22 protein-coding genes and 2 tRNA genes are annotated in these 22,274 nt (G+C 55.7%); 10 read left to right on the forward strand and 14 right to left on the reverse strand.

Going from position 1 to position 22,274, the window contains the following annotated elements; genetic code table 11:
* Nucleotides 1-50: 50 nt before the first annotated feature.
* Nucleotides 51-554: a DUF2244 domain-containing protein gene (locus Q0677_RS12030; protein ID WP_282181419.1), complete on the reverse strand. Its 504-nt coding sequence runs from the start codon at nt 552-554 to the stop codon at nt 51-53.
* 139 nt (nt 555-693) lie between these two features.
* Between Q0677_RS12030 and Q0677_RS12035 the strand changes: the two genes are divergently transcribed.
* A complete protein-coding gene (locus tag Q0677_RS12035) occupies nt 694-1,044 on the forward strand; it encodes a hypothetical protein (RefSeq protein WP_298910074.1) in 351 nt (116 codons plus the stop codon).
* A 61-nt stretch (nt 1,045-1,105) separates the two neighbouring features.
* Here the strand turns inward: Q0677_RS12035 and Q0677_RS12040 are convergent, their stop codons facing one another.
* The 3 genes from Q0677_RS12040 to lipB all read right to left on the reverse strand — a co-directional run bounded on the left by Q0677_RS12040 (nt 1,106) and on the right by lipB (nt 4,252).
* Nucleotides 1,106-2,779, reverse strand: a complete 1,674-nt coding sequence (locus Q0677_RS12040) for a cytochrome c oxidase subunit 1 (protein WP_298910077.1) — start codon at nt 2,777-2,779, stop codon at nt 1,106-1,108.
* Nucleotides 2,780-2,974: 195 nt separating this feature from the next.
* Entirely contained in the window at nt 2,975-3,454 is a 480-nt protein-coding gene (locus Q0677_RS12045; RefSeq protein WP_298910080.1) for a cytochrome C, read from the reverse strand.
* Between the two features lie 114 nt (nt 3,455-3,568).
* Nucleotides 3,569-4,252 (reverse strand): lipoyl(octanoyl) transferase LipB, encoded by a 684-nt coding sequence (gene lipB, locus Q0677_RS12050; RefSeq protein WP_298910083.1) that lies wholly within the window; start codon nt 4,250-4,252, stop codon nt 3,569-3,571.
* Nucleotides 4,253-4,376: 124 nt separating this feature from the next.
* On the opposite strand from lipB, the gene Q0677_RS12055 reads away from it, so the two are divergent.
* From Q0677_RS12055 to Q0677_RS12070, 4 genes are all read left to right on the forward strand, one after another.
* Nucleotides 4,377-4,463, forward strand: a tRNA-Leu gene (locus tag Q0677_RS12055).
* A 543-nt stretch (nt 4,464-5,006) separates the two neighbouring features.
* Nucleotides 5,007-5,459, forward strand: coding sequence for a hypothetical protein (locus tag Q0677_RS12060; protein WP_298910086.1), 453 nt, complete (start codon nt 5,007-5,009; stop codon nt 5,457-5,459).
* Nucleotides 5,456-6,568: a DNA cytosine methyltransferase gene (locus Q0677_RS12065; protein WP_298910089.1), complete on the forward strand. Its 1,113-nt coding sequence runs from the start codon at nt 5,456-5,458 to the stop codon at nt 6,566-6,568. The genes Q0677_RS12060 and Q0677_RS12065 overlap by 4 nt, the downstream gene beginning before the upstream one ends.
* A gap of 6 nt (nt 6,569-6,574) precedes the next feature.
* The gene (locus Q0677_RS12070; protein WP_298910092.1) at nt 6,575-7,486 is read left to right on the forward strand and encodes a hypothetical protein; all 912 of its coding nucleotides are present in this window, start codon (nt 6,575-6,577) and stop codon (nt 7,484-7,486) included.
* Between the two features lie 258 nt (nt 7,487-7,744).
* On the opposite strand, the gene Q0677_RS12075 is transcribed toward Q0677_RS12070, so the two are convergent.
* The 7 genes from Q0677_RS12075 to Q0677_RS12105 form a co-directional block, all read right to left on the reverse strand.
* Nucleotides 7,745-8,848 carry a hypothetical protein gene (locus Q0677_RS12075; RefSeq protein WP_298910095.1) on the reverse strand — a complete coding sequence of 368 codons (1,104 nt, stop codon included), beginning with the start codon at nt 8,846-8,848 and terminating at the stop codon, nt 7,745-7,747.
* Between the two features lie 1,009 nt (nt 8,849-9,857).
* Nucleotides 9,858-11,228, reverse strand: coding sequence for a hypothetical protein (locus Q0677_RS12080; protein ID WP_298910098.1), 1,371 nt, complete (start codon nt 11,226-11,228; stop codon nt 9,858-9,860).
* A 128-nt stretch (nt 11,229-11,356) separates the two neighbouring features.
* Complete coding sequence (locus tag Q0677_RS12085) at nt 11,357-11,728, reverse strand: hypothetical protein (RefSeq protein ID WP_298910101.1); 372 nt, start codon at nt 11,726-11,728, stop codon at nt 11,357-11,359.
* A 97-nt stretch (nt 11,729-11,825) separates the two neighbouring features.
* Complete coding sequence (locus Q0677_RS12090; protein ID WP_298910104.1) at nt 11,826-12,017, reverse strand: AlpA family transcriptional regulator; 192 nt, start codon at nt 12,015-12,017, stop codon at nt 11,826-11,828.
* A gap of 77 nt (nt 12,018-12,094) precedes the next feature.
* Nucleotides 12,095-12,712, reverse strand: coding sequence for a hypothetical protein (locus tag Q0677_RS12095; protein ID WP_298910107.1), 618 nt, complete (start codon nt 12,710-12,712; stop codon nt 12,095-12,097).
* Nucleotides 12,709-13,887, reverse strand: coding sequence for a site-specific integrase (locus Q0677_RS12100; protein WP_298910110.1), 1,179 nt, complete (start codon nt 13,885-13,887; stop codon nt 12,709-12,711). Before Q0677_RS12100 ends, Q0677_RS12095 begins: the two co-directional genes overlap by 4 nt.
* Nucleotides 13,888-14,442: 555 nt before the next feature.
* Nucleotides 14,443-14,516: transfer RNA gene (locus Q0677_RS12105), tRNA-Cys, on the reverse strand.
* A gap of 200 nt (nt 14,517-14,716) precedes the next feature.
* Between Q0677_RS12105 and Q0677_RS12110 the strand changes: the two genes are divergently transcribed.
* The 3 genes from Q0677_RS12110 to Q0677_RS12120 all read left to right on the forward strand — a co-directional run bounded on the left by Q0677_RS12110 (nt 14,717) and on the right by Q0677_RS12120 (nt 18,074).
* A complete protein-coding gene (locus tag Q0677_RS12110) occupies nt 14,717-15,370 on the forward strand; it encodes a protein-L-isoaspartate O-methyltransferase (RefSeq protein ID WP_282182775.1) in 654 nt (217 codons plus the stop codon).
* A gap of 44 nt (nt 15,371-15,414) precedes the next feature.
* A complete protein-coding gene (locus Q0677_RS12115) occupies nt 15,415-16,815 on the forward strand; it encodes a TolC family outer membrane protein (RefSeq protein WP_298910115.1) in 1,401 nt (466 codons plus the stop codon).
* A 152-nt stretch (nt 16,816-16,967) separates the two neighbouring features.
* Nucleotides 16,968-18,074: a hypothetical protein gene (locus tag Q0677_RS12120; protein ID WP_298910118.1), complete on the forward strand. Its 1,107-nt coding sequence runs from the start codon at nt 16,968-16,970 to the stop codon at nt 18,072-18,074.
* Between the two features lie 105 nt (nt 18,075-18,179).
* On the opposite strand, the gene Q0677_RS12125 is transcribed toward Q0677_RS12120, so the two are convergent.
* Nucleotides 18,180-19,625 carry a cobyric acid synthase gene (locus tag Q0677_RS12125; RefSeq protein ID WP_298910121.1) on the reverse strand — a complete coding sequence of 482 codons (1,446 nt, stop codon included), beginning with the start codon at nt 19,623-19,625 and terminating at the stop codon, nt 18,180-18,182.
* 120 nt (nt 19,626-19,745) lie between these two features.
* Nucleotides 19,746-20,063: a DUF6280 family protein gene (locus Q0677_RS12130; RefSeq protein WP_108856960.1), complete on the reverse strand. Its 318-nt coding sequence runs from the start codon at nt 20,061-20,063 to the stop codon at nt 19,746-19,748.
* 213 nt (nt 20,064-20,276) lie between these two features.
* Here Q0677_RS12130 and efp point away from each other — a divergent pair, with 213 nt between their 5' ends.
* Complete coding sequence (gene efp / locus Q0677_RS12135) at nt 20,277-20,840, forward strand: elongation factor P (protein ID WP_298910124.1); 564 nt, start codon at nt 20,277-20,279, stop codon at nt 20,838-20,840.
* A 63-nt stretch (nt 20,841-20,903) separates the two neighbouring features.
* Nucleotides 20,904-21,449, forward strand: a complete 546-nt coding sequence (locus Q0677_RS12140; RefSeq protein ID WP_298910126.1) for a pseudouridine synthase — start codon at nt 20,904-20,906, stop codon at nt 21,447-21,449.
* Between the two features lie 73 nt (nt 21,450-21,522).
* Here Q0677_RS12140 and Q0677_RS12145 read toward each other — a convergent pair whose 3' ends face one another.
* A complete protein-coding gene (locus Q0677_RS12145; RefSeq protein ID WP_298910128.1) occupies nt 21,523-22,257 on the reverse strand; it encodes a folate-binding protein in 735 nt (244 codons plus the stop codon).
* Nucleotides 22,258-22,274: the final 17 nt, after the last annotated feature.

Raw genomic sequence — 22,274 nt, forward strand, 5'->3', positions numbered from 1 at the left:
ACCACCTAAGATACGACGAGAAAGAATGCGGGGCCGTGGCCTCGCATTTTTTATTGGTGCGACTTTAGCTGCATTAGCTTTTCCGACAGCTCTTCATGTAGCAGGGGGCGCTCATCCTCGGACAGGAAGGCGCCCAGTTCGACCTCTCGTCCATTACCTTTCAGGGTCACATAATCCGGGATGGGCCCGCCCGACTTGTGCAGGTGTACAGAGACCCAATAGGGGTTCGCGTCCCATTCCTGCAGGTCGCCGCGTGGGCCGTGGCGGGTCAGGGTCATGTGGTCGGGCCAGATGCACAGCTCCTCAAGGATTTCACCATCCTTGTAGCTTTTCTCGATGAAGAACCACAGCGCACCTAGGGCGGCCAGCCCGAAGGGCAGAAGCCCCCATAGCGCCATCGTTCCAATCACCCCTAAAAGGGGCAGCAGCATCAGCCCGAATCCCATCGCCATGATCCACACAAACCCGCGCCGGGGCAGGGACCGGTAGGGCCACAGGTGTAGCTCGGCTTTGGGGGCGTCTGGGCCGTCGGGCTGAACCCACTCATAGGGCATCGGGGAACCTCTTTCTGAACGGGTGAATTTTCGCAAATCGCGTGCGGGCTTGGCAAGGGGGGCAGGGCACGCTCGCTGCCATGTGATTGGTGTTTTCGCCGCGATGGGCGCAGTCTTGTGGCCAAGACAGGAGGTCGCGATGCGCACATATATACTGGGGCTACTTTTGATGGCCGGGCCTGTGTGGGCTCATGATGCGGTGATTGACGGCGCGACAGCGCGGGCAAGTGGCGCGGGGTGGAGCATCAGCGTCACCCTGACCCATGAAGAGGCCGGCTGGGATGACTATGCTGATGGCTGGCGGGTCGAGACCGAGGCGGGCGAGGTGTTGGGCACCCGCGTGCTGGCGCATCCGCATGTGAATGAACAGCCCTTTACCCGCAGCTTATCGGGCGTCGATGTGCCCGAAGGCGTGACGACGGTCTGGATCCGGGCGCGAACCAGTGCGGATGGCTGGGGGCAGGAACGGTTCCGGTTGGACTTGCCCTGACCCTTCCGACCAAAAGAAAAAGGCCCGGAAGATCCGGGCCTTTTCCATATTCAGTCTCACCTTAGTGCGAGTGGCCTTTGTCCCACTCTTCCTGCTTCGGCAGGATTTCAAAGGTGTGCTCCGGCGGCGGGCTGGGCAGGGTCCATTCCAGCGTATCCGCATATTCGTTCCAGTAGTTGGCGCGGTTTTCACGACGGCCAGCCAGCAGGGTGTAGAACACGATGCCGATGAACAGCAGGAACGACGCGAACGAGATCATAGCACCGATCGAGCTGATCTTGTTCCAGTAGGCGAAAGCTTCCGGATAGTCGATGTAACGACGCGGCATGCCCTGACGGCCCAGGAAGTGCTGCGGGAAGAAGGTCACGTTCACGCCGATGAAGAACATCCAGAAGTGAATCTTACCTGCCAGCTCGGGGTACTGACGGCCCGACATCTTGGCGAACCAGAAGTAGATGCCTGCGAAGATACAGAAGGCCGCGCCCATGGACATGGTGTAGTGGAAGTGCGCCACAACATAGTAGGTGTCGTGATACAGACGGTCGACGCCAGCCTGCGACAGCACAACCCCGGTCACACCACCGATGGTGAACAGGAACAGGAAGCCGAAAGCGAACAGCATCGGTGTCTTGAACTCGATCGAGCCGCCCCACATCGTTGCAATCCACGAGAAGATCTTAACGCCGGTCGGAACCGCGATGACCATCGTGGCCAGCATGAAGTAGGACTGCTGCTGCAGCGACATGCCAACGGTGTACATGTGGTGTGCCCACACAACGAAGCCGATAACGCCGATGGCGATCAGCGCCCAAACCATCGGCAGGTAGCCGAAGATCGGTTTGCGGGCGAAGGTGCCGATGACGTGGCTGATCAGGCCGAAGCCGGGCAGGATCACGATGTACACTTCCGGGTGGCCGAAGAACCACAGGATGTGCTGGTACAGGATCGGGTCGCCACCGCCCGACGGGTCAAAGAAGGTCCCACCGAAGTTACGGTCGATCAGCAGCATGGTGATGGCGCCTGCCAGAACCGGCAGCGACAGAAGGATCAGCCATGCGGTCACGAAGATCGACCACGCAAACAGAGGCACTTTGAACAGGGTCATGCCGGGGGCACGCATGTTCAGGAACGTGGTGATGATGTTGATCGCACCCAGGATCGACGACGCACCCGAGACGTGAACGGCGAAGATTGCCAGATCCATCGAGTATCCGCCCTCGGTCGTGGACAGCGGCGGGTACAGAACCCAACCAACGCCCGACCCCAGCTGGTCGTTACCACCCGGTGCCAGCAGCGAGGCAACGCCAAGTGCAACACCCGTGGCATACAGCCAGAACGACAGGTTGTTCATGCGCGGGAACGCCATGTCCGGTGCACCAATCTGCAGCGGCATGAAGTAGTTGCCGAAACCACCGAACAGGGCCGGAATGACGACGAAGAACATCATCAGGACGCCGTGATAGGTGATCATCACGTTCCAGAGGTGGCCGTTAGGCGTACATTCTGCCGAGGCATCGGCGATGAAACGTGCGCCCTCAAGGCACATGTATTGCACGCCGGGCTCCATAAGCTCGAGGCGCATGTAAACGGTGAAGCTGACCGAGATGAAACCAGTCAGACCAGCAAGGAACAGGTACAGAATACCGATGTCCTTGTGGTTGGTCGACATGAACCACCGGGTGAAGAAACCACGATCATCGTGGTGGTCATGGTCGTGGATGGCTGCGTCCGCCATATATCCCTCCCTTTGGGGTTAACGAGGACAGGGCAGGGAGTCACCCTGCCCGGCTTTTTAACGTGTTTAATATGCAGGACGGGTCAGGGGCAACGCTGCAATGCAACGAAATGCCAAAAAAAATGCGTCCCGCGGACATAAATTCCATGCGGGACGCACCGTTAGCGCAATAACGCGACCTGTTGGTCGGGTTTCTTAGTTGGTGGTCGTCGATTCGGCTTCAGCTTCGGCAGCTTCGCCCTCAGCGGCTTCTTCTGCCGGCATCTCAGCCGAGAAGGTGGCCAGATAGGCGATGATGTTTTCAGGCTTGCCCCATTTGAAGGTCATCTTCGACTTGGCTTTGCTGTCGCCGGTAACCTCTTTCAGGTAACCCTTGGGGTCTTTGATGTAGGCGGCCAAGCTGTCAGCATCCCACACCAGGCCAGCAGCACCGGCATCTACGATCGAGTTGCCGTATTTGAAGCCTTCAACGGTGCCAGCCTGACGGCCAACAACGCCGTACAGGTTCGGGCCGGTTTTGCCGCCTTTGAAGATCACTTCACCTGCGTCATCAACGATGGTGTGGCAGGATTTGCACTTTTTGAAGTCTTTTTCGCCTGCTGCGGCATCGCCTTCGGCAAACGCAGTGCCGGACAGAGCGATGATCATGGCTGCGGATGAGAGAATCGTTTTCATAATAGTCCTCTTGCTTGATCACATGCGCCAGATGACGCGAATTCCGGGGGAACCTGCGTCAATTTGGTACCAAATGGAAGTGGTACCTATGTCGCAGGCGCGAAAAGACGCAAATTAGCGCTGATCGGCGCCAAACACGTCATCAAATATACGACGCAGGGCCACATCCAGATCATCCATCGTGACCGGAAGTCCCAGATCCACAAGGCTGGTGACGCCGTGTTCCGAGATCCCACAGGGCACGATGCCCGAGAAATGCTCGAGATCCGGTTCCACATTGATCGAGATGCCGTGGAAGCTGATCCATTTGCGCAGGCGCACGCCAATGGCGGCGATCTTGTCTTCAGGCGGCTGTCCCAACGCGGTCAGCGGCTTGTCATCGCGCACGACCCAGACACCCACGCGGCCTTCGCGCCGTTCGCCGGTCACGTTGAACTCGGCAAGGGTCTTGATGACCCACTCTTCCAGTGCGGCCACAAAGGCACGCACATCGCGCCCGCGCTTGCCGACATCCAGCATGACATAGGCCACACGCTGTCCGGGGCCGTGATAGGTATACTGCCCGCCGCGCTTGCTTTCATAGACAGGGAAGCGATCCGGCGCGACCAGATCCTTCGGATTGGCCGAGGTGCCCGCAGTATAAAGGGGCGGGTGCTCTAACAGCCAGATAAGCTCTCCGGCTTCGCCGCGCGCCATGGCGTCGGCATGGGCTTCCATACGGGCGACGGCGGTCTCGTAATCTACCAGATCGGTGGCGACTTCCCACGTGACGGGGGGCATATCCAAAGCGTTGTCCATGACCGTCATTTGGCACCTGAAAGGCTGCTTGTCAAAAAGCACGCGGAAATTCTTTTCGCGCGTCGGTTTTGGTCTTCACAATAACCCACCCCTTCGCTATGAAGCGCGTCACCTAGCCTGACATGCGGTCGTGGCGGAATTGGTAGACGCGCAGCGTTGAGGTCGCTGTGAGGTAACACTCGTGCGGGTTCGAGTCCCGCCGACCGCACCAAAACACCTTAGATATTTGTTTTGCATCAATGGGATATGTTGGTTGGCTCAGATGTAACCCACCCCTGAAACCACCCTTTCGTGATGGCTGTAACTAGGTTGCTCACCCAAACTCGGTGTGGGAGGGGGAGAGATCATACCAATCTTACAAACGGCGGACGGCCTCAGTGCCTTCATGCTCTGTTGTGAGTTGAGAGGCTTACGGGGGCATTGAAGTGCCCCTAGATTGGTAGACGCTTTGCTTGGTAATTTTGGAAGCAAAGGACGATGCAAATGTCAGGGCAAGTTCGTATGAAACCTTCTGCTCCTGTTTGATGACGCGACTAGCGTCGTGCAAATATGAAATTTTCCAACTTTTGGGACCCTTTTGGAACGTGTATCAGGCGCACTGATTGAAGCAGTTTTATTCTTCCAATCGTGCTGGAGCTTAACTACATATAGTGCCCGAGTGTGTTTGGGCTCGCATGCGCAAATATATGTCATAATTGCGGTTCACAGCTCTAGCGCTAAGCTTGAAAGCTTGAGAAGAAGAAGACGATACAGGTTGGAAAACGACAACTTTTTCATAGCAGTGACGCAAGACGGATATTCAGACGCTGGTCATAAAACGACCGCATTTGAGATCGTACGATCGAGGCTAGGCCAAGGTCTTTGGCCTGTCTATAAGCACACAAACAATCGGCATGCGATTGCTCAAGGCGGTTTATTGTTTTTTTATGTAGGTGGCCAAGGAGTGAACGGGGGTTCAGTGGTCGCCAAAGCAAATATTGACGGCTACGTAACCCCACGCAGACGCCTTCCAAGAGAACTCTATTCTGCGTCTGAGGTCGAGGGATTGGTGAAGTTCAGAAACATAGTTGAGTTCTCACCAGTGCCGCTCAAACCGCTACTGATAAAGCAAGGTGTAATCAGAGAAGAAAACAAAAAATGGGGGGCGTTTCTCATGGGTGGGTTTAAACGCATTCCCAAAGCAGTATCCGAGGAGTTGTTAGCTTGAACGCGAAAACTATCGATCTGTTTAGTGGCGCGGGCGGCTTCACTGAAGGATTGCGAAAAGCAGGCTACAGCACATTGCTTGCAAATGATTTTGATGAAATGGCGTGTAAGACGTTCACCCATAACCATCCAAATGTGCCGTCAATCTGCCGTGATATTGCTAAACTCCCTGTAGAAGAAATCCTTGAGCGAACGGGATTGAGCAACGGGGAGTTGGACCTTGTTGTGGGTGGGCCGCCTTGCCAAGGTTTCAGTCTTGCTGGGCGTAGGATGGTTGATGATCCTAGAAACAAGATGTTTCTTGAATTCGTTAGGGTCGTGAATGGCTTAAAGCCAAAAGCCTTTGTCTTTGAAAATGTCTCAGGCATTCTTACGATGCAAAAAGGCGAAGTCGTTAGGGCCATTGTCGCGGCGTTTGAGAGAATTGGATACAGTTGCGAGTACCGTGTCTTGAATTCTGCTGACTATGGTGTTCCGCAAAAACGCCTACGTTTCATCTTGGTTGGATCACGAGACGGAAAGCAGATCGGTTTTCCACGTCCAAGCCACTTTTCTTCGACGTGCCAAGGAACCTTGTTCCAAGAAAATCTTCCAACTCATGTAACTTCTTGGGACGCTTTAAGCGACCTACCATATATTGAGCAAGGGCAGGGAGAAGAGTTGCTAACGCACTCCGGGGACTATCACAATGCATATCAAGAAGAGCGTCGCGGCTCACGTATTCCGGGCACGATTTTCAACCATAGAGCCACTTCACATTCTGAGCGCATCATAGAAAGGTATGCTGCAATTCCAGAGGGTGGTGACAACTCGCAAGTCCCCGACCACCTGCGCACAAAGAAGATCAACGTTTATAAAATCCACAGCGATTTCCCGGCGCGAACGGTAACATGTAACCACCGCACTGATTTGCTTCACCCTAAAGTTCCAAGAGGAACTACAGTTCGAGAGGCTGCACGTCTTCAGAGTTTTGATGATGACTATCAGTTTTTTGGAAATCTCACACGGAAAGCAAAGTGGGTTACTCAGGACGACCAAGTGGGCAATGCGGTTCCTCCCCTTCTTGCTCGAGCGCTTGGTCAACACATAAAAGAAGTCATGGATTGGTAGATTGGTATGGTTGCATCTGCGGGACACAAACTTGGGCAAATAATTGGAGATTGGTGGGAAGAACATGTTGTTTTGCCTCTACTAGCAGAGGTTGCCGAAAGCCTCGATCTCTTCATAGACAATAGGTACGTTGATCGAAACTGTCGTGGTGGGAAGATCCTTTGGCCTGACAGCGAAGGTAACGCTGTCGACTACGATTATGTGCTTGAACTTGGAGGAACGCCCGAGGTGAAAGGGGTCCCTGTAGCATTTATAGAATGCTTCTGGAGGCGTGGCGCGAGACACTCCAAAGACAAGGCCCGGGATGATACCAATAAGCTTCTTCCTATGCGTGCGACTTACCCAACTGCAAGGATGCTTGCGATTGCGGCCTGTGGTGAGTTCACAGGGCCCGCACGCGACTATGTTCGATCCCGCGAAGTAGAACTTTTTTACATAAGTAAATCGAACATTGTACGTGCATTTGCTGAGCTGGATTTGCAGATTGACTATCCGGATGGTCTTCCCGAAGATCAAAAGCTTGATCTAGTCAATCGCTTAGAGGCCTCTCTTTCAAGTGAAGTGAAGCAGAATGCTTTCAACGGTCTTCGGGAAATCGTTGGAGGGAAGTCTTTCCGCTCGTTCCAAGCGAAAGTGGCCAGTTCGCTCGCCGCAATGCCACAGGAAGTTCACTTGTATGTACTGACCAGAACTGGCCCCTTAGTTTTTCAATCGACGCGTGAGGTAACCGAGTTCTTAAGCTCAAGTATCGATTGGAGCAAGTTAGGTGGCGAACAGCGCGAGTTTGTTTACCATGTGGTTTACACTGATGGGGCGGAGTTTAGCGTTACAGCTTCAAACTTTGAGGAATTAAAGCAGCTTCATGAACAAGTTGAGATGTTGGAAGCTCACATGCGATCAGTAGATTATGATTGGTAGTGATGTGTTTTAGGGTGGTGGTTAGGCGCAAGTAACTGTCTAGTTCAACGGAACTGGATTAGGTTTCTTCTCTGAGCGTATTTCAAACGATTGTCAAAGGCGTTGCAACCCGTTGCAATTTCGAACTGGGCGAACTGATCGAACTATTCAGACCATTGCAACGGGTGGCGCTAAGCTACCTTCCCGTATCAAATCGACCGAAACTGTCGCATTGGTGTGGGCGTCAGGCAGCACTCTAATTGGCGTTTTGACCTAATATCATTCACCCAACCTCATGACGTCGTAAGCCATTAGCACTTCTCGAAGAGCCTTTTTGTCCCCTGCGGACAACGTGATATCCTTGCGATACTGGCTACCTTCAAACCGAAGAATTGCTTCTTTGGCATTTGCCAGAGACCTAAGCACCTCTATTTGATAGCCCGACGGGATGTCGTCGCGCCATTCCCAAATTTTCGCATTGTTGTCTCGCTCAAACACACCCGAAATGAATGGTTCTTTTATTCCGTCATGCCAAGCAGTCACGCGCTCAACAAAAAGCCAATTTGAGGCGGTGTAGATAGTTTTCATGCGAAGCCACGGCTGGCCCTCTCCTTTGCGACCAACGTACAGATAAACTGTTGAACGGGAATTGAGATACCTTGGAGAATTGGGGTGCGTGTAAAACGTTAATCCCTCAACCTTGTCTTCCTTTGCTGCTAGGCGTCTCACAACAGCTTGTCGTGCGTTCTGTCTTCGGCGTTCATACTCAACCACCTTATTTGCGTAGGTGTTGTTCTCAGGGCGTATCGCGACAAGCAACTTGTAGCCACGGATATTTCCGTCGTAATCAGATGCAGGAAGTGGCCGGACTGAAGCTAGAGCACGGTTTTCAAGCTCAATTGCGTGTTCTTCGACGTCAACACCTTGTCGGCGAAGTTTTGAAAAAATCCTCTCAACTACTGATCTGTTTCCGGTCTCGAATGCGCGGTAGATGTCGCGAATGTCTTCGTCGATTTGAGCTAGTCGAGCGGCTTCCCTATCAGATGCCTTTTCTTCTTCGGCTATTGGGGTAGGTGTGGTTGATGCGGGTGCCGAATTTGTCGCGGACTGGGATGGTTTTGTTCCCGTGTCGACTTCGGTTTGATCAGCAACGGTTGCAACTTTGTCTGCGGGCGGACCCTGAAAAGCGAGAATGATAAATGACAATAAAAGTATCCCAAGGGTTTTGGCCGCCCTGATACGTGTCTTGAATGGTTTAAACGGATAGAGAATACCTGCGATCGCAATTGGTACTAGCAGGAAATTTATCATCAGAAGATTGGTTAACACTATGATCTGTCCTTTGGAATGCTTTTCAATGTAACCATCAGGAGAAAATGGCATTTATTTGACCAATAATAGTTGATCTGAAAATTAACCTTTACAACCGCTTAGGCTTTGCTGTGCGGGTTTCTTGTTGTTTCGTCAGTGCTTGGCCGCATTTGTTCCGCGTTCTGACGCCGGACTTTTCCTAGAGCACCCTCGCGAGGATGAAGCCGACCAACAACCACAGGGGCCATGTCAGGATGAATACCCCCTTGCAGATCAGGTGGGTAAGCGTAAGTGCGCGTTCTCCGGCTTGCATTGTGGCTTGGTTATAGCAAACCTCGATAAGGTCGCTTTCGGTGCGACATCTAGCGACATCGGATGCCGAGACATCCCGTAGGATGATTGTCTTCCAGAACCATGCCCCGATGAGCATGTAAGCGAATGCAGCCCAGATCGTCATGTTAAATTTCTCCTCGTCAGTTCGGCCAAACTTTGCAACTCGTTGCAACCCGAATTGGGGCCGGTCTCAGCCCAGAGCGTATTTCAGACGGTTATCAAAGGCGCTGCAACCCGTTGCAATTGTGCGCTGGGCGCACTGGTCGATCTTTTCAGACCATTGCAACGGGTTGCACCTCCCTCTGACAACTGCTGGATACGGACCTCGACTACATGCCACGGAATTTCCCGGCGAATTGCGGCGGTCTGACATGCATGGTGGGGGCGAACGCACGTAGCCGCCGCGTAGGCCGCCGTAAGGCGGGCGTCGGACACCCCAAGGGCCTCCCCCAGCCAGAACACCATCGGAGGGCACTGTAGCTGATTGTAGATAAACTGGCAGGATCGGCCAGAGTTCGGCTTGCGACCATAAACGCCGGGGGTATCATACTCAGTCAGCCAGCGCAGCCAGTGCTCTTTTTGGCTGCAATACCACGCACAGCCGAAGCCCGCTCCGATACGCAAGGAATGCTCCAGCATGGAGGTCATGGGCTGCTCAGCAGCAAGGGTTTCTATCGTGTTCAAAAGCTCGTCTCTCTTCATGGGGAACCATACCAAGGTGGCAGGTGCGGTAAACAGTAACCGATTGCTAACTCTTCATTTTACGCCGCCGCTTTGTGTCTCGTACTGCCTCGAAAAAGGTCTCTTCGGATGTGGTTCTCGGAGCAAACAGACGCCAGTGCATGTGCATCAAAACAGGATCGCCTGAAATCGCCGGTATCCATGACGATGCTTCAACGAACTCGGCCATTTCCGCCTCAATGTCGGTCGCTTTGGAATACCCTGAAGCAAAGTCGAGGAGGGAATTCCACATCTCGAAGGTCTCCATCTCCGGGTTGGCGAACTTATCCTTTTCAAACTCGTCCTCAAGAGACTTGAGATGGCGCATCAGGCGCTCACGGGCATTGTGCCCGATGCCGATGGTAGAACCGCCAGAAGGGTGATTGTATCCTAGGAACTCTATACCTCCGTCCGCGTCTGCGGATGTAGGTTCGTGCAACGTCAGAGGACCGAAAGAGCACCGACCCAAGCTATCGGTCAAGGAGTTCCTAATCGCCCGGCTGCCGTCTTCGGTGCGGCTGGCAATCAGAAGATTGTCGAAGCACACGATCACCTGAACATCATCAACTGGGGGCAGCGTCTTGAGAAGTTCATTCAGGTGCCATGCCAATACGGCACTGGAAGCCGGGGAGCCTTGCATAAGGCCCAGTGGTCCTTTGGTGTTGCAAACAATATCTACGGTAACAGAACCAATATCGCTATGGCCTTGCACCATGCAGTCTACCGGCGTTGCCGCGCTGGGCGTTTCCGGCGAAGCCCCTTTCTTGGCTTCGTGTTTTGAAGGGAATGCTTGGAACGAAAAACGGGTGCTACGGGTGTCTAGAATGTTGGAGATGACCCTATTGGGCAGCGGTAGGCCATAGAGGGCGTCCAAGTTGAAGCTATCGAAGCAGTCTTTGATATCGGTCTGCCAGAGATATTCATAGCCTTCACGTTGCAGACGTTGGATGTGCTCTGCGGCCTTGTCGCGGCCGTAGTCTTTGACCCCATACAGCGAAGGGTACCGGACAAACTCGACGTCCAATGCGGATTTGATGATTTTGAGCGTTGCCGACAGCACCGGCGGCGGGATGCAGATGGTACGGGTGCCGCCTCCGCCCTTGTGCATCGGGTATGTGGCCACCACGTATTCTTTGGCCGTGTAGGGGTTCACCTGCCGGGCCAGAGTATAGGTTAGTTCGCGGCCAATCTTCCCCTTGGTCGCCATGAGAATGGCGGCTTGTTTTACCTTCGGGTTGCGGAAGAAATCGCGTTGCAGGGTGTGGCGACGCTTGCCCGCTGCCCGCCCAGATTTCAGCTTGCTAGCTTGCTTCGCATATACCCGATGCAGCGCTTGCTTCTCCACGCGCCAAGAAATGTTGTTCGTGCTGTTGTAGTGAAGTCCGTGGTCACTGGTCATCTTATACGTCTCTCGGCAGGGCACAGCTTGCGCTAGGCAGAGTTTTCTAGTGGCGGCAGAAGCAGCTAGCTCCGCCAGTTTTGCAACTGGTTGCAACTTGCTGTCGGCCTCATGGAAATCGTGATCGGTTAGGTTTTAGCGGTCAGAGAGAAGCGTACCGGCATCGCCATGATCTCATCGGGCACCGTAAGTTTCGTCTTTGCTTTCCAAGCCGCAATGAGGGCGTTCCGGTCCCAAGGATAACTCACACCAGACCAAGTTATCCCTTGCTTGCTTTTGGCCGAGGTTCGTTGCTTCTGAATGATCCAATGAAGCTTGTTCTTCCCGGAGATAACCCGGAACCGCCCTCGCCGAACGATTTCACCGACGTAGTTGTCCTTGGTTTCACATGGCGAAGCCGGGATGTTTTCTCGGCGATTGGAGTCAACGAATTGCAACGAGTTGCAATGGTTCGGTTGCAACGCATCAACGCAGGTAATCTGGATGTAAGTATCGAACATTATGCTGCTCTCGGTTTGCGCTCGGAGCCGGTAAGTGATACTGTTCATATGCTAACTTTATGACAGCCCGTTCCCGGTTTCTGCTGGGGCGGGCTTCTTAGCTGAAACGCTTGTCTTCAATTGCTTTTACGGCGTTGTCGACTTCATCGCGCTTCCAATAGGAGCGGCTTCCAAATTTGACGGGTGGCGGAAAATCACCCTTCTGAATGAGGCGATACAAAGTAGTACGGCTCATTGGGTATTGGGCCAGTATTTCTTTGGCCGATTTGTAAGTTGATTGGTTCTGCATGTTTAGTTCCGTGTCTCAATGTTTCGTTGAGACCAACAAACAGATTGGTGCTGGAGAAATGGAGACAATATCTCCGACTATTTAGACATTCTGTGCTTTCTGTAGGCGTTTCTGTTGGCGTCTGCGCTCGTTCCATAACCATTTCGATGAGCAAAGTGTGCGGCCTCCGACACGCTCAATCCTCTAGCAATCTTCTCATCCATCTCCTTCAAAACTTGTTTGGTTGTGGGCTGCATATGCCCTCGCTTGCTTTCTCCGCCTCTTTGGCGCGCTTTCTTTTGACTTGCTTCTCTCTCGACATCTAATATGTGGGTTTCTCTCAAAAAATCTTCGGTCAACAAGCTGCCCGCGAGGAAGGCTTGATCTAACGCGTCGGCTATTATCCCGTAGTCTTCCTTTGGAACTTTTGAGATGGCCTGTTCTGCTGCATGTATCGCTTTTTGAGCGCGCTCGAAGAAGTCGCGTTTTGATAGGTCTCCACCAGACATGTTTGGAAGTTCATTTAATAGCTGCTTTGCTTGTTTGAATGAGCGTGGGGCGCGGTTTTCGCCCAATTTTGTGATTTCAGATCTCGCTGCTTCCAATCCTCCAGTTGGATAAGCGGGTATAGTAATTGTTAGCCGCTCCTTCTTAGACATGGCGTCCTGCGCGATGATTTCTTTCGATGTGGTGATATTCGTTGGTTTAGAGTTCACGGTGCCACCAATTGCAGTATTTCTGAGCTATGACCGGTTACATGTTGCGACCAGCGTTCCATGAGAATACGCCGTTTTTCCAAATAGTCGGTGCGACGGTATGACAGTTCTACTTTGCCACCGACCGTATGAGCCAACGCCATCTCAGCAATGTCGCGTGGCGTGTCGGTCGCTTCTGCACACCATGTACGAAAGCTGGACCGGAACCCGTGCGGACGGGCTTTCAGGCCTCGTCTCTTCATGAGTTGAGACATGGTAGCATCAGAAATGACGCCTTTTCGAACACTGGGGAACAGAAAGCCGTTGCGAGCGAATGGTATGGCCTTGTCCACCACTGATCTGGCTTCGGTGGATAGGGGTACACGGAATTCTTTTGCCATTTTCATCCGCTCTGCCGGGATGACCCATGTGTCTCCCTCAAGCTCGTCTACATGGCAAAACCTGATTGGAGTGGAGCGCACCGCCGTCAGAATGAGAAGACGCAAAGCAAGGTGAGTAATTGTGCCCTCATCAAGGCTTTCATAGAACTCAGGCACTTTGTGCCACGACATCGCAGGAATGTGTTCTCGCTTCTGTTTGGATTTCCCCAGTAGCGCTTTGGCTTTTGTCGTAGCCTGTATGTCAACATCGAGGCCCATTGCCGCGCCGTATTGCATGACAATGCCTAGCCTGCTCATGGCTTTCTGGGCGGTTTCGCCCTTTGAATGCCAAATCGGTGCCAGCGTGTTTTTTATGTCCTGTTGGTCGATTTCCTCAATTGGTACTTTACCCAGTTTGGGTAAGACGTGAAGGGCAAGTGGAGAGAACCAGCGCCCGGATTTTCCGTCGTTTTTCAACTCCGCTTTTCGAGCCTCGTATGCCTCCTTGGCAACTGTTTCCAAGGTGTGATCTGCCTTCGCGGCTTCCCGTAAAATGCGCTGTCTCTCCTTGATGGGGTCTTTCCCCTTTCGGGCAATCTGCCTCCAATGCTCAGCATTCTCACGGGCTTCCTTTAGGCCAACTTCAGACAGGGATCCCAATCCCATCTCACGTCGTCGTCCATGTATTTGAATGCGGAGGAACCATTGCCCTCCACCATCGGCGCGTTTGTGAAGCCATAGCCCGCCTCCGTCATTGTATTTACCCGGGGAAGCGGTTTTGACCTTCAGCGCCGTCAGTTTGTTTAGAACTGGCATCAATCCACCTTCCTATCCACCTTCATCTTTGGGATACAGTGAAACACTCGGAGACAAATTGAAACAGTGATCTACGCGTAATCATCTATAATTATGTGATTATTCTGGAGTGGAAAACTGCGAGAAACACGCGGAAATACAGGGAGGCTACATTTCAAGGCGCGCCGACCGCACCACAGCGACTGGTTTCCCCTGAAGTTATAAATGGTTGATTGATTTCAGAGGGTGATGGCCAGCCCGCTACGAGGGGCGCGGCGCATGGCGATCAGAATGACTTCTCTGAAACGCCATAAGAACAGCGATTGGTTCGCTCGAAAGGGCGCGCCTGCCGAAATCCCAGAACCTGACATGGCGCCAGCGGCGTGTCCTGATTGGACGCGGGCCTGCGTGGCTCACAGCGAAGAACGACGTCCGTGTTGCTTTGCCTGGGGGGGCACCGAAGGTAAGAACGGCCTGTCGGGAGGGGCTTTGATAGTCTGAAAGTTTCATGGGTGTGTGCACCAATTTGTGCCACACCCGAAAGTCAGTTCGCTAAGTCTTTGAGTCGGAAAAATATGGAGGCGAGTACCGGAATCGAACCGGTGTACACGGATTTGCAATCCGCTGCGTCACCACTCCGCCAACTCGCCATCCGTGGTGTGGGGGTTCTCTAGCGCGGGTCTTGGGGGGATGTCCAGCCCGGTTTCGCGCTTGGATGTGTGATTTTCCGGCACAGCTTTCAGAAAACGCCGGATCCGGTGCTCAATAAGGTCGCACCACCTTGCAGGATTGCGGCCATCGGCCTAACTGTGGCAGAAGAAAACAAAGATCCCAGAACCATAGGCCCGCCATGACTGATTTCGCCGCACGCCGTACCATGATGGTCGACACGCAGGTGCGTCCTTCGGATGTTACCAAATTCCCGATCATTGATGCGATGTTGACCGTCGCGCGTGAGGAATATGTGCCAGATGGCAAGCGCGAGGCTGCTTATGTCGGTGAAAACATTGATCTGGATGACGGGCGTGTGATGCTTGAACCGCGCACGCTGGCCAAGATGCTGGATGCGCTGAACGTACAGCCGACCGAGCTGGTGTTGGATTTGGGCTGCGGCTTGGGCTACAGCGCCGCCATTCTGGCGCGTCTGGCCGATTTCGTCATCGCTGTAGAAGATACGGAAGACCGCGCCAACGAAGCGCAGGGCATTCTGTCGGCTCAGGGCGTGGACAACGTGGCTGTCGTCGCAGGCCCCCTTGCCGAGGGCAACGAAAAACACGGTCCCTATGACGTGATCATGGTGGAAGGCGCCGTGGAAACCGTACCCGCAAGCTTGTTGGAACAGCTCAAGGATGGGGGGCGTATTGCCTGCATCTTTGCCGAAGGGATGTTGGGAACTGTAAAAATCGGGTATAAGATTGATGGGGAGATGGTCTGGCGGCCGAATTTCAACGCCGGTGCCCCCGTTGTGGCTGGATTTGAAGCGCCACAGGAATTTGCGCTTTAAGAACGGCGGCACGCCCGTATTTTATTAAGACGCAGGAGAGTAATATGCGTATTGGGTTTAAATCGAAGCTGACAGGGCTGGCCGTGGCTTGTGCGCTTGTTGCTACGCCGGCGGCTTATGCGGAAAGCCTCTCGGATGCGATGGCCTCGGCCTACAAAAACAGCGGTCTTCTGGAGCAGAACCAAGCCGTGCTGCGCGCCGCGGACGAGGACGTCGCGATTGCGCAATCCAGACTGCGCCCAGTGCTTAGCTACGCGATCCAGCACAACTGGATTGATCCGACTACGCTTGTGCCGAATGACGATTATTCGCGTACTTCGGCGACGCTGACGGCCTCGGTTCTGCTGTTCAACTTTGGCCGTGGCAAGATGGCGGTTGAAGCCCAGAAAGAAGCCGTGCTTGCAACGCGCGATAGCCTTGTCGGAGTCGAGCAGAACGTGCTTCTGCGCGCGGTTCGTGCATTTTTGGATGTGCGCTCGGCAAGTGAAAACGCCCAGCTTCAAGCCAACTCGGTGCGTGTTCTGACGCAGGAACTGCGTGCGGCGAATGACCGTTTCGAAGTGGGTGAAGTGACCCAGACAGACGTCGCACTGGCGCAGGCGCGCCTTGCGGCTGCACGCTCGGGCGAGGCTTCGGCGCAAGGTAGCCTTGCGATTGCGCGTGAAGAATACCGTGCTGCAACCGGGCACTACCCGGGCACATTGCCGGCCCCGCCGCGCGTTCCGATGACCGCTAAAACGCTGGAGGCGGCGAAGGCGATTGCACGTGACCGTCATCCCGATCTGCTTGCCGCGCAACACAATGTGCGCGTGACCGAGCTGGCCGCCGAGATTTCCAAAGCCTCGATGAAACCGTCGCTGGTGGGCTCTGCCAGCGCGACTTGGATGGACCGGACGTCGGCGGGATCCAGCGCGGACAGCACCAACACCTCCGTTGGCATCGCTCTGCAGGGGGACATCTATTCCGGTGGTCTGAAATCCGCTGAATATCGTAAGGCCATTGCGCAGATCGACGCGGCGAAAGCTGGTCTGCGTCAGGCACGCATTGCCGTTGATCAGGGCGTCGCAAACGCATGGGCACAACTGGCCATCGCGTCGGCCTCGCTTGAAGCCACCGACCGACAGATCCGCGCCAGCCGTGTGGCCCTGCGCGGCGCACGGGAAGAGGCATCGCTGGGCTCGCGCACTACGCTGGACGTGCTGAACGCCGAGCAAGAGCTGCTGGATGCAGAAGCCGCCCGTATCACGGCTCAGTCGAATCAATACCTTGCGGTCTATTCGCTTCTGGCGTCGATGGGTCTTCTGACGGCCGAGCATCTGAACCTGGGCGTCGTCGCTTTCGACCCCGAGGCCTATTACAACGCGGTCAAATCGGCACCGATTCACCGCGTCAGCCCACAGGGCGAGCGTCTGGATCTTGTGCTCGAGGCGCTGGGCAAGAAATAAAGCACTTTCCGGGGCTTGCGCAGCGTGTGCGATTTGCATCGCCGCGGCGGGCTTCTACTTGTGGCTGTTGTCTGGCCGGGTTGAACTGGCTAGTCTGACATGAAACACGCCGGGATTCTCGCGGTGTGTCGTAGCTGAACAGGAAGTGCCATATGTCGGATCCGGTCTCGAACGCAGAAATTGAAGATGTTCTGTCCTCGATCCGGCGTCTCATCGCCGCGGGTGATCCCAATCAGAAAGACGAGGCGCCCGCATCCACAGCTGCGGATGACAAGCTGATCCTGACGCCCGCCTTCCGTGTGTTCGGTGGCGATCCTGAAAAAACCGTCCAAGATCCCGCGCATCCCGAAACCGCGCATCCCGCTACGGGGCGCGATATTCCCGTGGAATCGCTGGAACAGGACACACCCACGCCCGCCGAACCAGCGGATGCGGCCAAGGATGCAGATGACGGGCCGCTTGTTTTGACCTTTGACACGAACATGGCTGAGCCCGGCTTCCAAAGCATGTCTGATATGTCGATGCCTCCTGCGGATACGCAGGTTGATTTCGAAGACAATTGGGACAGCGATGCTTTGGCGGAAACCGCACAGGTGGCCTTTCTGCATCAACGCGTAACCAGCGTGGCTGCGCATACGCCGCCCGACGAAGAGGCGCCAAAGGTGGCTACCGAAGAGGCCGCTGAACCCGAGGTCATGGCTGAGGAAGAACCGCTCGCAGGTGAAGCTGAGATGGCCGCAACCGGGGCAGAGGCACCTGTTGTTGACGAGGCTGCCGGGGCCGAACCCGAGTTGGTCGCCGCGCCAGAGGCGGAAGAGGTGCCAGAGATTGAAGCCGTAGCAGAGGTTGATGAGGTGCTGGAGCAGGCCTCTGATCAGGTCGAGATTGATCAGGACACTACCGCAGTCGAGGAACTTGAGATTGTCGAGGAAGAGCCGGTTCTTACCGACAGTGACATCCCAGCGGAAGGCGAGGTTGAGGACCAACCCATTCTGGCCGAGGTCGAGGTTCTGGCGGATGAGCCTGTTGAAGACGTCCTCGGTACCCAGGTTTTGACCGCCGCCATGGACGAGGCTCCTGTCTCCGAAATTGTCGAAGATGACAGCGATTTCATCGACGAAGAGCATCTGCAGGAAATTGTCTCGCGGATTGTGCGCGAAGAGCTGAAGGGCGAAATGGGTGTGAAAATCACACAAGCTGTCCGTCGCATGGTGCGCCGCGAAGTGACCCGTGCGCTGTCCTTGGAGAAGTTCGACTGAAGCTTCCCGCCCTTTTCGAGAGGCAGAGTGGCGCGAATGCCCCAAGAACGCCGGAGGCGTGGCAGGGTATTCGTGTCTCGCGTTAAGGGCGGAATGCTCTAAGGCTTAGCAGGCTAAGTCCAACAAGGCATCAATATCCAGATGTGTTTCCAGATGATCGGCCAGTGAGTCTAGGCTGGTCTCGATCTGTGCGTCAAAGCTGACGTCCGAGGTCTGCGCGCCCAGCCCGTTCAGGAACTGGCGCCGGAACCCGTCTGCTGCAAACAGCCCGTGCAGGTAACAGCCCTGAATGCGCCCATCCGCGCTGCTGGCGCCTTCCGGGCGGTCCCCAACCGACAGCCATGCGGCATCGCACCCCGGGCCCTCCGTACGGCCCAAATGGATCTCGTACCCTTCAACCGCTTGACCAGACGGCAGGTGGGTAGCCTGGGTCAGCGCCAGTGTCTTGCGGGGTTCCAGATGCGTCACCACATCCAAATGCCCCAGCCCGGGCACGCGACCTGCGGGGCCTTCGATGCCGTCCGCGTCGATGATCTCGGTCCCTAGCATCTGATAGCCGCCGCAAATGCCCAGAACGTGCCCGCCGCGCCGGATGTGAGCGGTCAGGTCGATGTCCCAGCCTTGCGCCCGGAAATCTGCCAGATCGGCGATGGTGGATTTCGAGCCAGGAATCAGAACCAGATCGGCGTCACCGGGTAGGGGACGTCCGGGCTCGATGATCTCGACGGTCACGTCCGGTTCATTCACCAAGGGGTCCAGATCGTCGAAATTCGCGATCCGGTTCAGGCGCGGCACGGCGATTTTGAACGCGCCTCCTTTGCGGGTGGCAATGTCCATCACGTCCTCGGCAGGTAGGCGCCAGGCATCCGCGAACCATGGCAAGGTGCCCAGATCATGCCAGCCGGTCAGGCGCGCGATTTCAGCCGCGCCATCGGCGAAAAGGGTTGGGTCGCCGCGAAACTTGTTCACCAGAAAGGCTTTGATCCGCGCGCGGTCTTCGTCGGGCAGCACCGCATGGGTGCCGACCAACTGCGCGATCACGCCACCGCGGTCAATATCGCCCGCCAGAACCACGGGTAGGTCCGCGGCCTCGGCAAAGCCCATATTGGCGATGTCGCCCTTGCGCAGGTTGACCTCGGCCGGGCTGCCTGCACCTTCAACCAGCACCAGATCGCGGCCCGCGCCCAGTCTGTGGAAACTTTCCAACACGCGCGGCATCAGCTGGGACTTGGCCTTGCCATAGTCGCGCGCCTTCATGGTGGCAAAGCGCTTGCCCTGCACGATGACCTGCGCCCCCGTATCGGTCTCGGGCTTCAAGAGAACCGGGTTCATATCGACAATTGGATCCAGCCCACAGGCCCGCGCCTGCAAGGCTTGTGCGCGTCCGATTTCGCCCCCATCGACGGTAACAGCTGCATTGTTCGACATATTCTGCGGCTTGAAGGGGGCCACGTTCAGCCCCCGCTTCACAGCCACCCGCGCAATCCCCGCCACCAGCAGGGATTTCCCAACATTCGAGCCTGCGCCCTGGATCATAATTGCCTTGGTCATGGCCAAGACTTAGGCGCTTTTCCAAGCGCGCTCCAGCCCTGTTCCGACATCAGGAAGGGCTGAAACGAAAAACGCGCCCCAAACGGGACGCGCATTTCAAGGAGTATTCTGTGATCGCGCTTATGCAGCTTCCGCGGTGGCGGCGTTACGACGCTCGCTTTCTTCGCGGCTCAGTGCGACCGAGGTGCGGATGCCTTTGGACACAAAGTCCATCAGGCCGCTCACGACACGCTCGTTCGGGTCGATGCCTGCACAGCTCAACACTTCGCGCCCATCGCGCGACCGGGCCCAGCGGGCGATCTGATCGGGGCCGTTGCCGTATTTCTTGTCATCAGCAATGGCGTCGTCCAACGCAGCCAGCACGACAGCAGCGAAAAGCTTGCGCGCGCGGTTGCCTTGTTCGTTATTGAAAGCGGTACCGTCTACGGAGTCCAGCATGGTCGTCCTTTTTTATTCTTGCTCTTGCGGTTTCTGGCGTAGCGGCCAATATGGCTTTTTCCGCGTGATTCGGTATCCCCTGGATCACATGGCAGCCATGCGCCTGTCGCATAGCTGTTACATTTGGCCGTTTCGCTCGTGCTTGCCAGAGACAAGCCTGCAAGATATAGGATCGGGCCAAGAAATTTCAACCTTTTGTGAAGGTTTCAGGATATGCCCAAGATCAACGGAAACGAAATTCGCCCCGGCAACGTGCTGGAGCACAATGATGGCCTGTGGGCTGCGGTAAAGGTCGACCACGTAAAGCCCGGTAAAGGCGGCGCTTTCGCTCAGGTCGAGCTGAAGAACCTGCGCAACGGCTCGAAGCTGAACGAACGCTTCCGCTCGGCAGACAAGGTCGAGCGTGTGCGTCTAGAGCAGAAAGACCAGCAGTTCCTTTATGAAGATGACGGCATGCTGATCTTCATGGACACCGAGACCTATGAGCAGAACCAGATCCCGGCCGACCTGCTGGGCGAGCGTCGCCCCTTCCTGCAAGATGGCATGACCATCGTGGTCGAGTTCTACGAGACCGAGGCCCTGAACGCGACCCTGCCGCAAAAGGTCACCTGCACCATCGAAGAGACCGAGCCGGTCGTCAAAGGTCAGACGGCTGCCAACAGCTTCAAGCCCGCCGTTCTGGACAATGGCGTACGCATTTCGGTTCCGCCCTTCGTGGCACAGGGTGAAGCCATCGTGGTCAACACCGAAACCATGGAGTATTCCGAGCGCGCCTAAGCGACTTGTGAATACCCCAAAGAGGGCAGGGCGCAGGCTCTGCCCTTTGTGTTTGAGGCCCAGATGACCACGATCCTCTTCAACAAGCCCTTTAATGTGCTGTCGCAGTTCACCGATCGCGGCAACGAGGGTAGCGACCGCCAGACCCTATCGGACTATATTGACCTGCCGGGCGTCTACGCGGCGGGGCGTCTTGATCGCGACAGCGAAGGGCTTTTGGTGCTGACGGATGACGGAAAGCTTCAGGCGAGGCTTGCAAACCCGAAGCATAAGCTTGCGAAAACATACTGGGTGCAAGTGGAAGGCATTCCAGACGAGGCCGCCCTTCAGGCGCTGCGCGATGGTGTCAACCTAAAGGACGGACGCACCCGCCCGGCCAAAGCGCACCGCATCGACGAACCTGCCGGTCTCTGGCAGCGCAATCCGCCCATCCGCATGCGTAAATCCGTGCCTGATTGCTGGATCGAACTGAAAATCACCGAGGGCAAGAACCGCCAAGTCCGCCGCATGACCGCAGCCGTCGGCCACCCGACCCTGCGCCTGATCCGCTATGGCGTCGGCGCCTATACGCTGGACGGGATCGGCCACGGCAAATGGCGCTACGCCTAAGCCTTATTTTCTTGTTGTAAATACCTCGGGGGGCATGAATTTCCGCAGGAAAATCATGCGGGGGCAGCGCCCCTTACCCCTCCCAGCTGACCACTGCGTCCCCGGCCTGCATGCCCGGTCCTGCCCGATCAAACCGCAAATAGGCAATCGCCTGACCATCTGATTGGGTGAACAGCGTTCCAACGGGCTTCCCATCCCGTGTAATCGCCATGCCAACAGGGGCTTCACCGTCGACAGACACGGTGGCCAAACCCTTCTTCAACTCGGTCTTGTGCTTCATGCGCGCGGTCACTTCCTGACCGACATAGCAGCCCTTGCGGAAATCCACGCCGTTCAACCGCTCGAACCCGGCTTCCAGCAAATAGCTGTCGCCCGTCAGCTCGATCCCAGTTTCCGGGATGCAATGGGCCACGCGAATGGCGTCCCAGTCGACGCTCGTGTCGCTCTCACGCCCGTCATAGGCGCGCCATCCCAGTTCCGCATGACGCGGATCAGCAAAGGCGCCTTCGGGTGCCTCACCCAGCCCGCGGGCGGGCATGATGTCCGTCGCCTCGATCACGACATCTGCGCGCAGCTTGTACATCGTCAGGCGCTGCGCCAGCGAGCGTGCCAGATCCGTGGCCACGTCGATCAGAATGGCGTCCTTTGCCGGGACCAGCAGGAAATCCGCCAAATACTTGCCCTGCGGGGTTAGCAGCGCGGCATAGACCAATCCATCCTTCAGCCCCTTCACGTCATTCGACACCAGCCCCTGCAGAAAGCTTTCCCGATCTGCGCCCGAGACCTTCAACACAGTGCGGTCTGTCATGTTGCTCTCCTGTGTGT

It is taken from the genome of uncultured Aliiroseovarius sp. (assembly GCF_947492455.1).
Taxonomy (GTDB): Bacteria; Pseudomonadota; Alphaproteobacteria; order Rhodobacterales; family Rhodobacteraceae; genus Aliiroseovarius.

Bases quoted from the DNA above. Each gene is read 5' to 3' on its own strand.
- efp (WP_298910124.1), top strand. From the start codon at position 20,277: ATGCCCAAGATCAACGGAAACGAAATTCGCCCCGGCAACGTGCTGGAG.
- Q0677_RS12140 (WP_298910126.1), top strand. From the start codon at position 20,904: ATGACCACGATCCTCTTCAACAAGCCCTTTAATGTGCTGTCGCAGTTC.
- Q0677_RS12035 (WP_298910074.1), top strand. From the start codon at position 694: ATGCGCACATATATACTGGGGCTACTTTTGATGGCCGGGCCTGTGTGG.
- Q0677_RS12070 (WP_298910092.1), top strand. From the start codon at position 6,575: ATGGTTGCATCTGCGGGACACAAACTTGGGCAAATAATTGGAGATTGG.
- Q0677_RS12130 (WP_108856960.1), bottom strand. From the start codon at position 20,063: ATGCTGGACTCCGTAGACGGTACCGCTTTCAATAACGAACAAGGCAAC.
- Q0677_RS12080 (WP_298910098.1), bottom strand. From the start codon at position 11,228: ATGACCAGTGACCACGGACTTCACTACAACAGCACGAACAACATTTCT.
- Q0677_RS12125 (WP_298910121.1), bottom strand. From the start codon at position 19,625: ATGACCAAGGCAATTATGATCCAGGGCGCAGGCTCGAATGTTGGGAAA.
- Q0677_RS12045 (WP_298910080.1), bottom strand. From the start codon at position 3,454: ATGAAAACGATTCTCTCATCCGCAGCCATGATCATCGCTCTGTCCGGC.
- Q0677_RS12030 (WP_282181419.1), bottom strand. From the start codon at position 554: ATGCCCTATGAGTGGGTTCAGCCCGACGGCCCAGACGCCCCCAAAGCC.
- Q0677_RS12075 (WP_298910095.1), bottom strand. From the start codon at position 8,848: ATGCCATTTTCTCCTGATGGTTACATTGAAAAGCATTCCAAAGGACAG.
- Q0677_RS12090 (WP_298910104.1), bottom strand. From the start codon at position 12,017: ATGCAGAACCAATCAACTTACAAATCGGCCAAAGAAATACTGGCCCAA.
- Q0677_RS12100 (WP_298910110.1), bottom strand. From the start codon at position 13,887: ATGCCAGTTCTAAACAAACTGACGGCGCTGAAGGTCAAAACCGCTTCC.
- Q0677_RS12085 (WP_298910101.1), bottom strand. From the start codon at position 11,728: ATGTTCGATACTTACATCCAGATTACCTGCGTTGATGCGTTGCAACCG.
- Q0677_RS12115 (WP_298910115.1), top strand. From the start codon at position 15,415: ATGCGTATTGGGTTTAAATCGAAGCTGACAGGGCTGGCCGTGGCTTGT.
- Q0677_RS12110 (WP_282182775.1), top strand. From the start codon at position 14,717: ATGACTGATTTCGCCGCACGCCGTACCATGATGGTCGACACGCAGGTG.
- lipB (WP_298910083.1), bottom strand. From the start codon at position 4,252: ATGGACAACGCTTTGGATATGCCCCCCGTCACGTGGGAAGTCGCCACC.
- Q0677_RS12120 (WP_298910118.1), top strand. From the start codon at position 16,968: ATGTCGGATCCGGTCTCGAACGCAGAAATTGAAGATGTTCTGTCCTCG.
- Q0677_RS12145 (WP_298910128.1), bottom strand. From the start codon at position 22,257: ATGACAGACCGCACTGTGTTGAAGGTCTCGGGCGCAGATCGGGAAAGC.
- Q0677_RS12040 (WP_298910077.1), bottom strand. From the start codon at position 2,779: ATGGCGGACGCAGCCATCCACGACCATGACCACCACGATGATCGTGGT.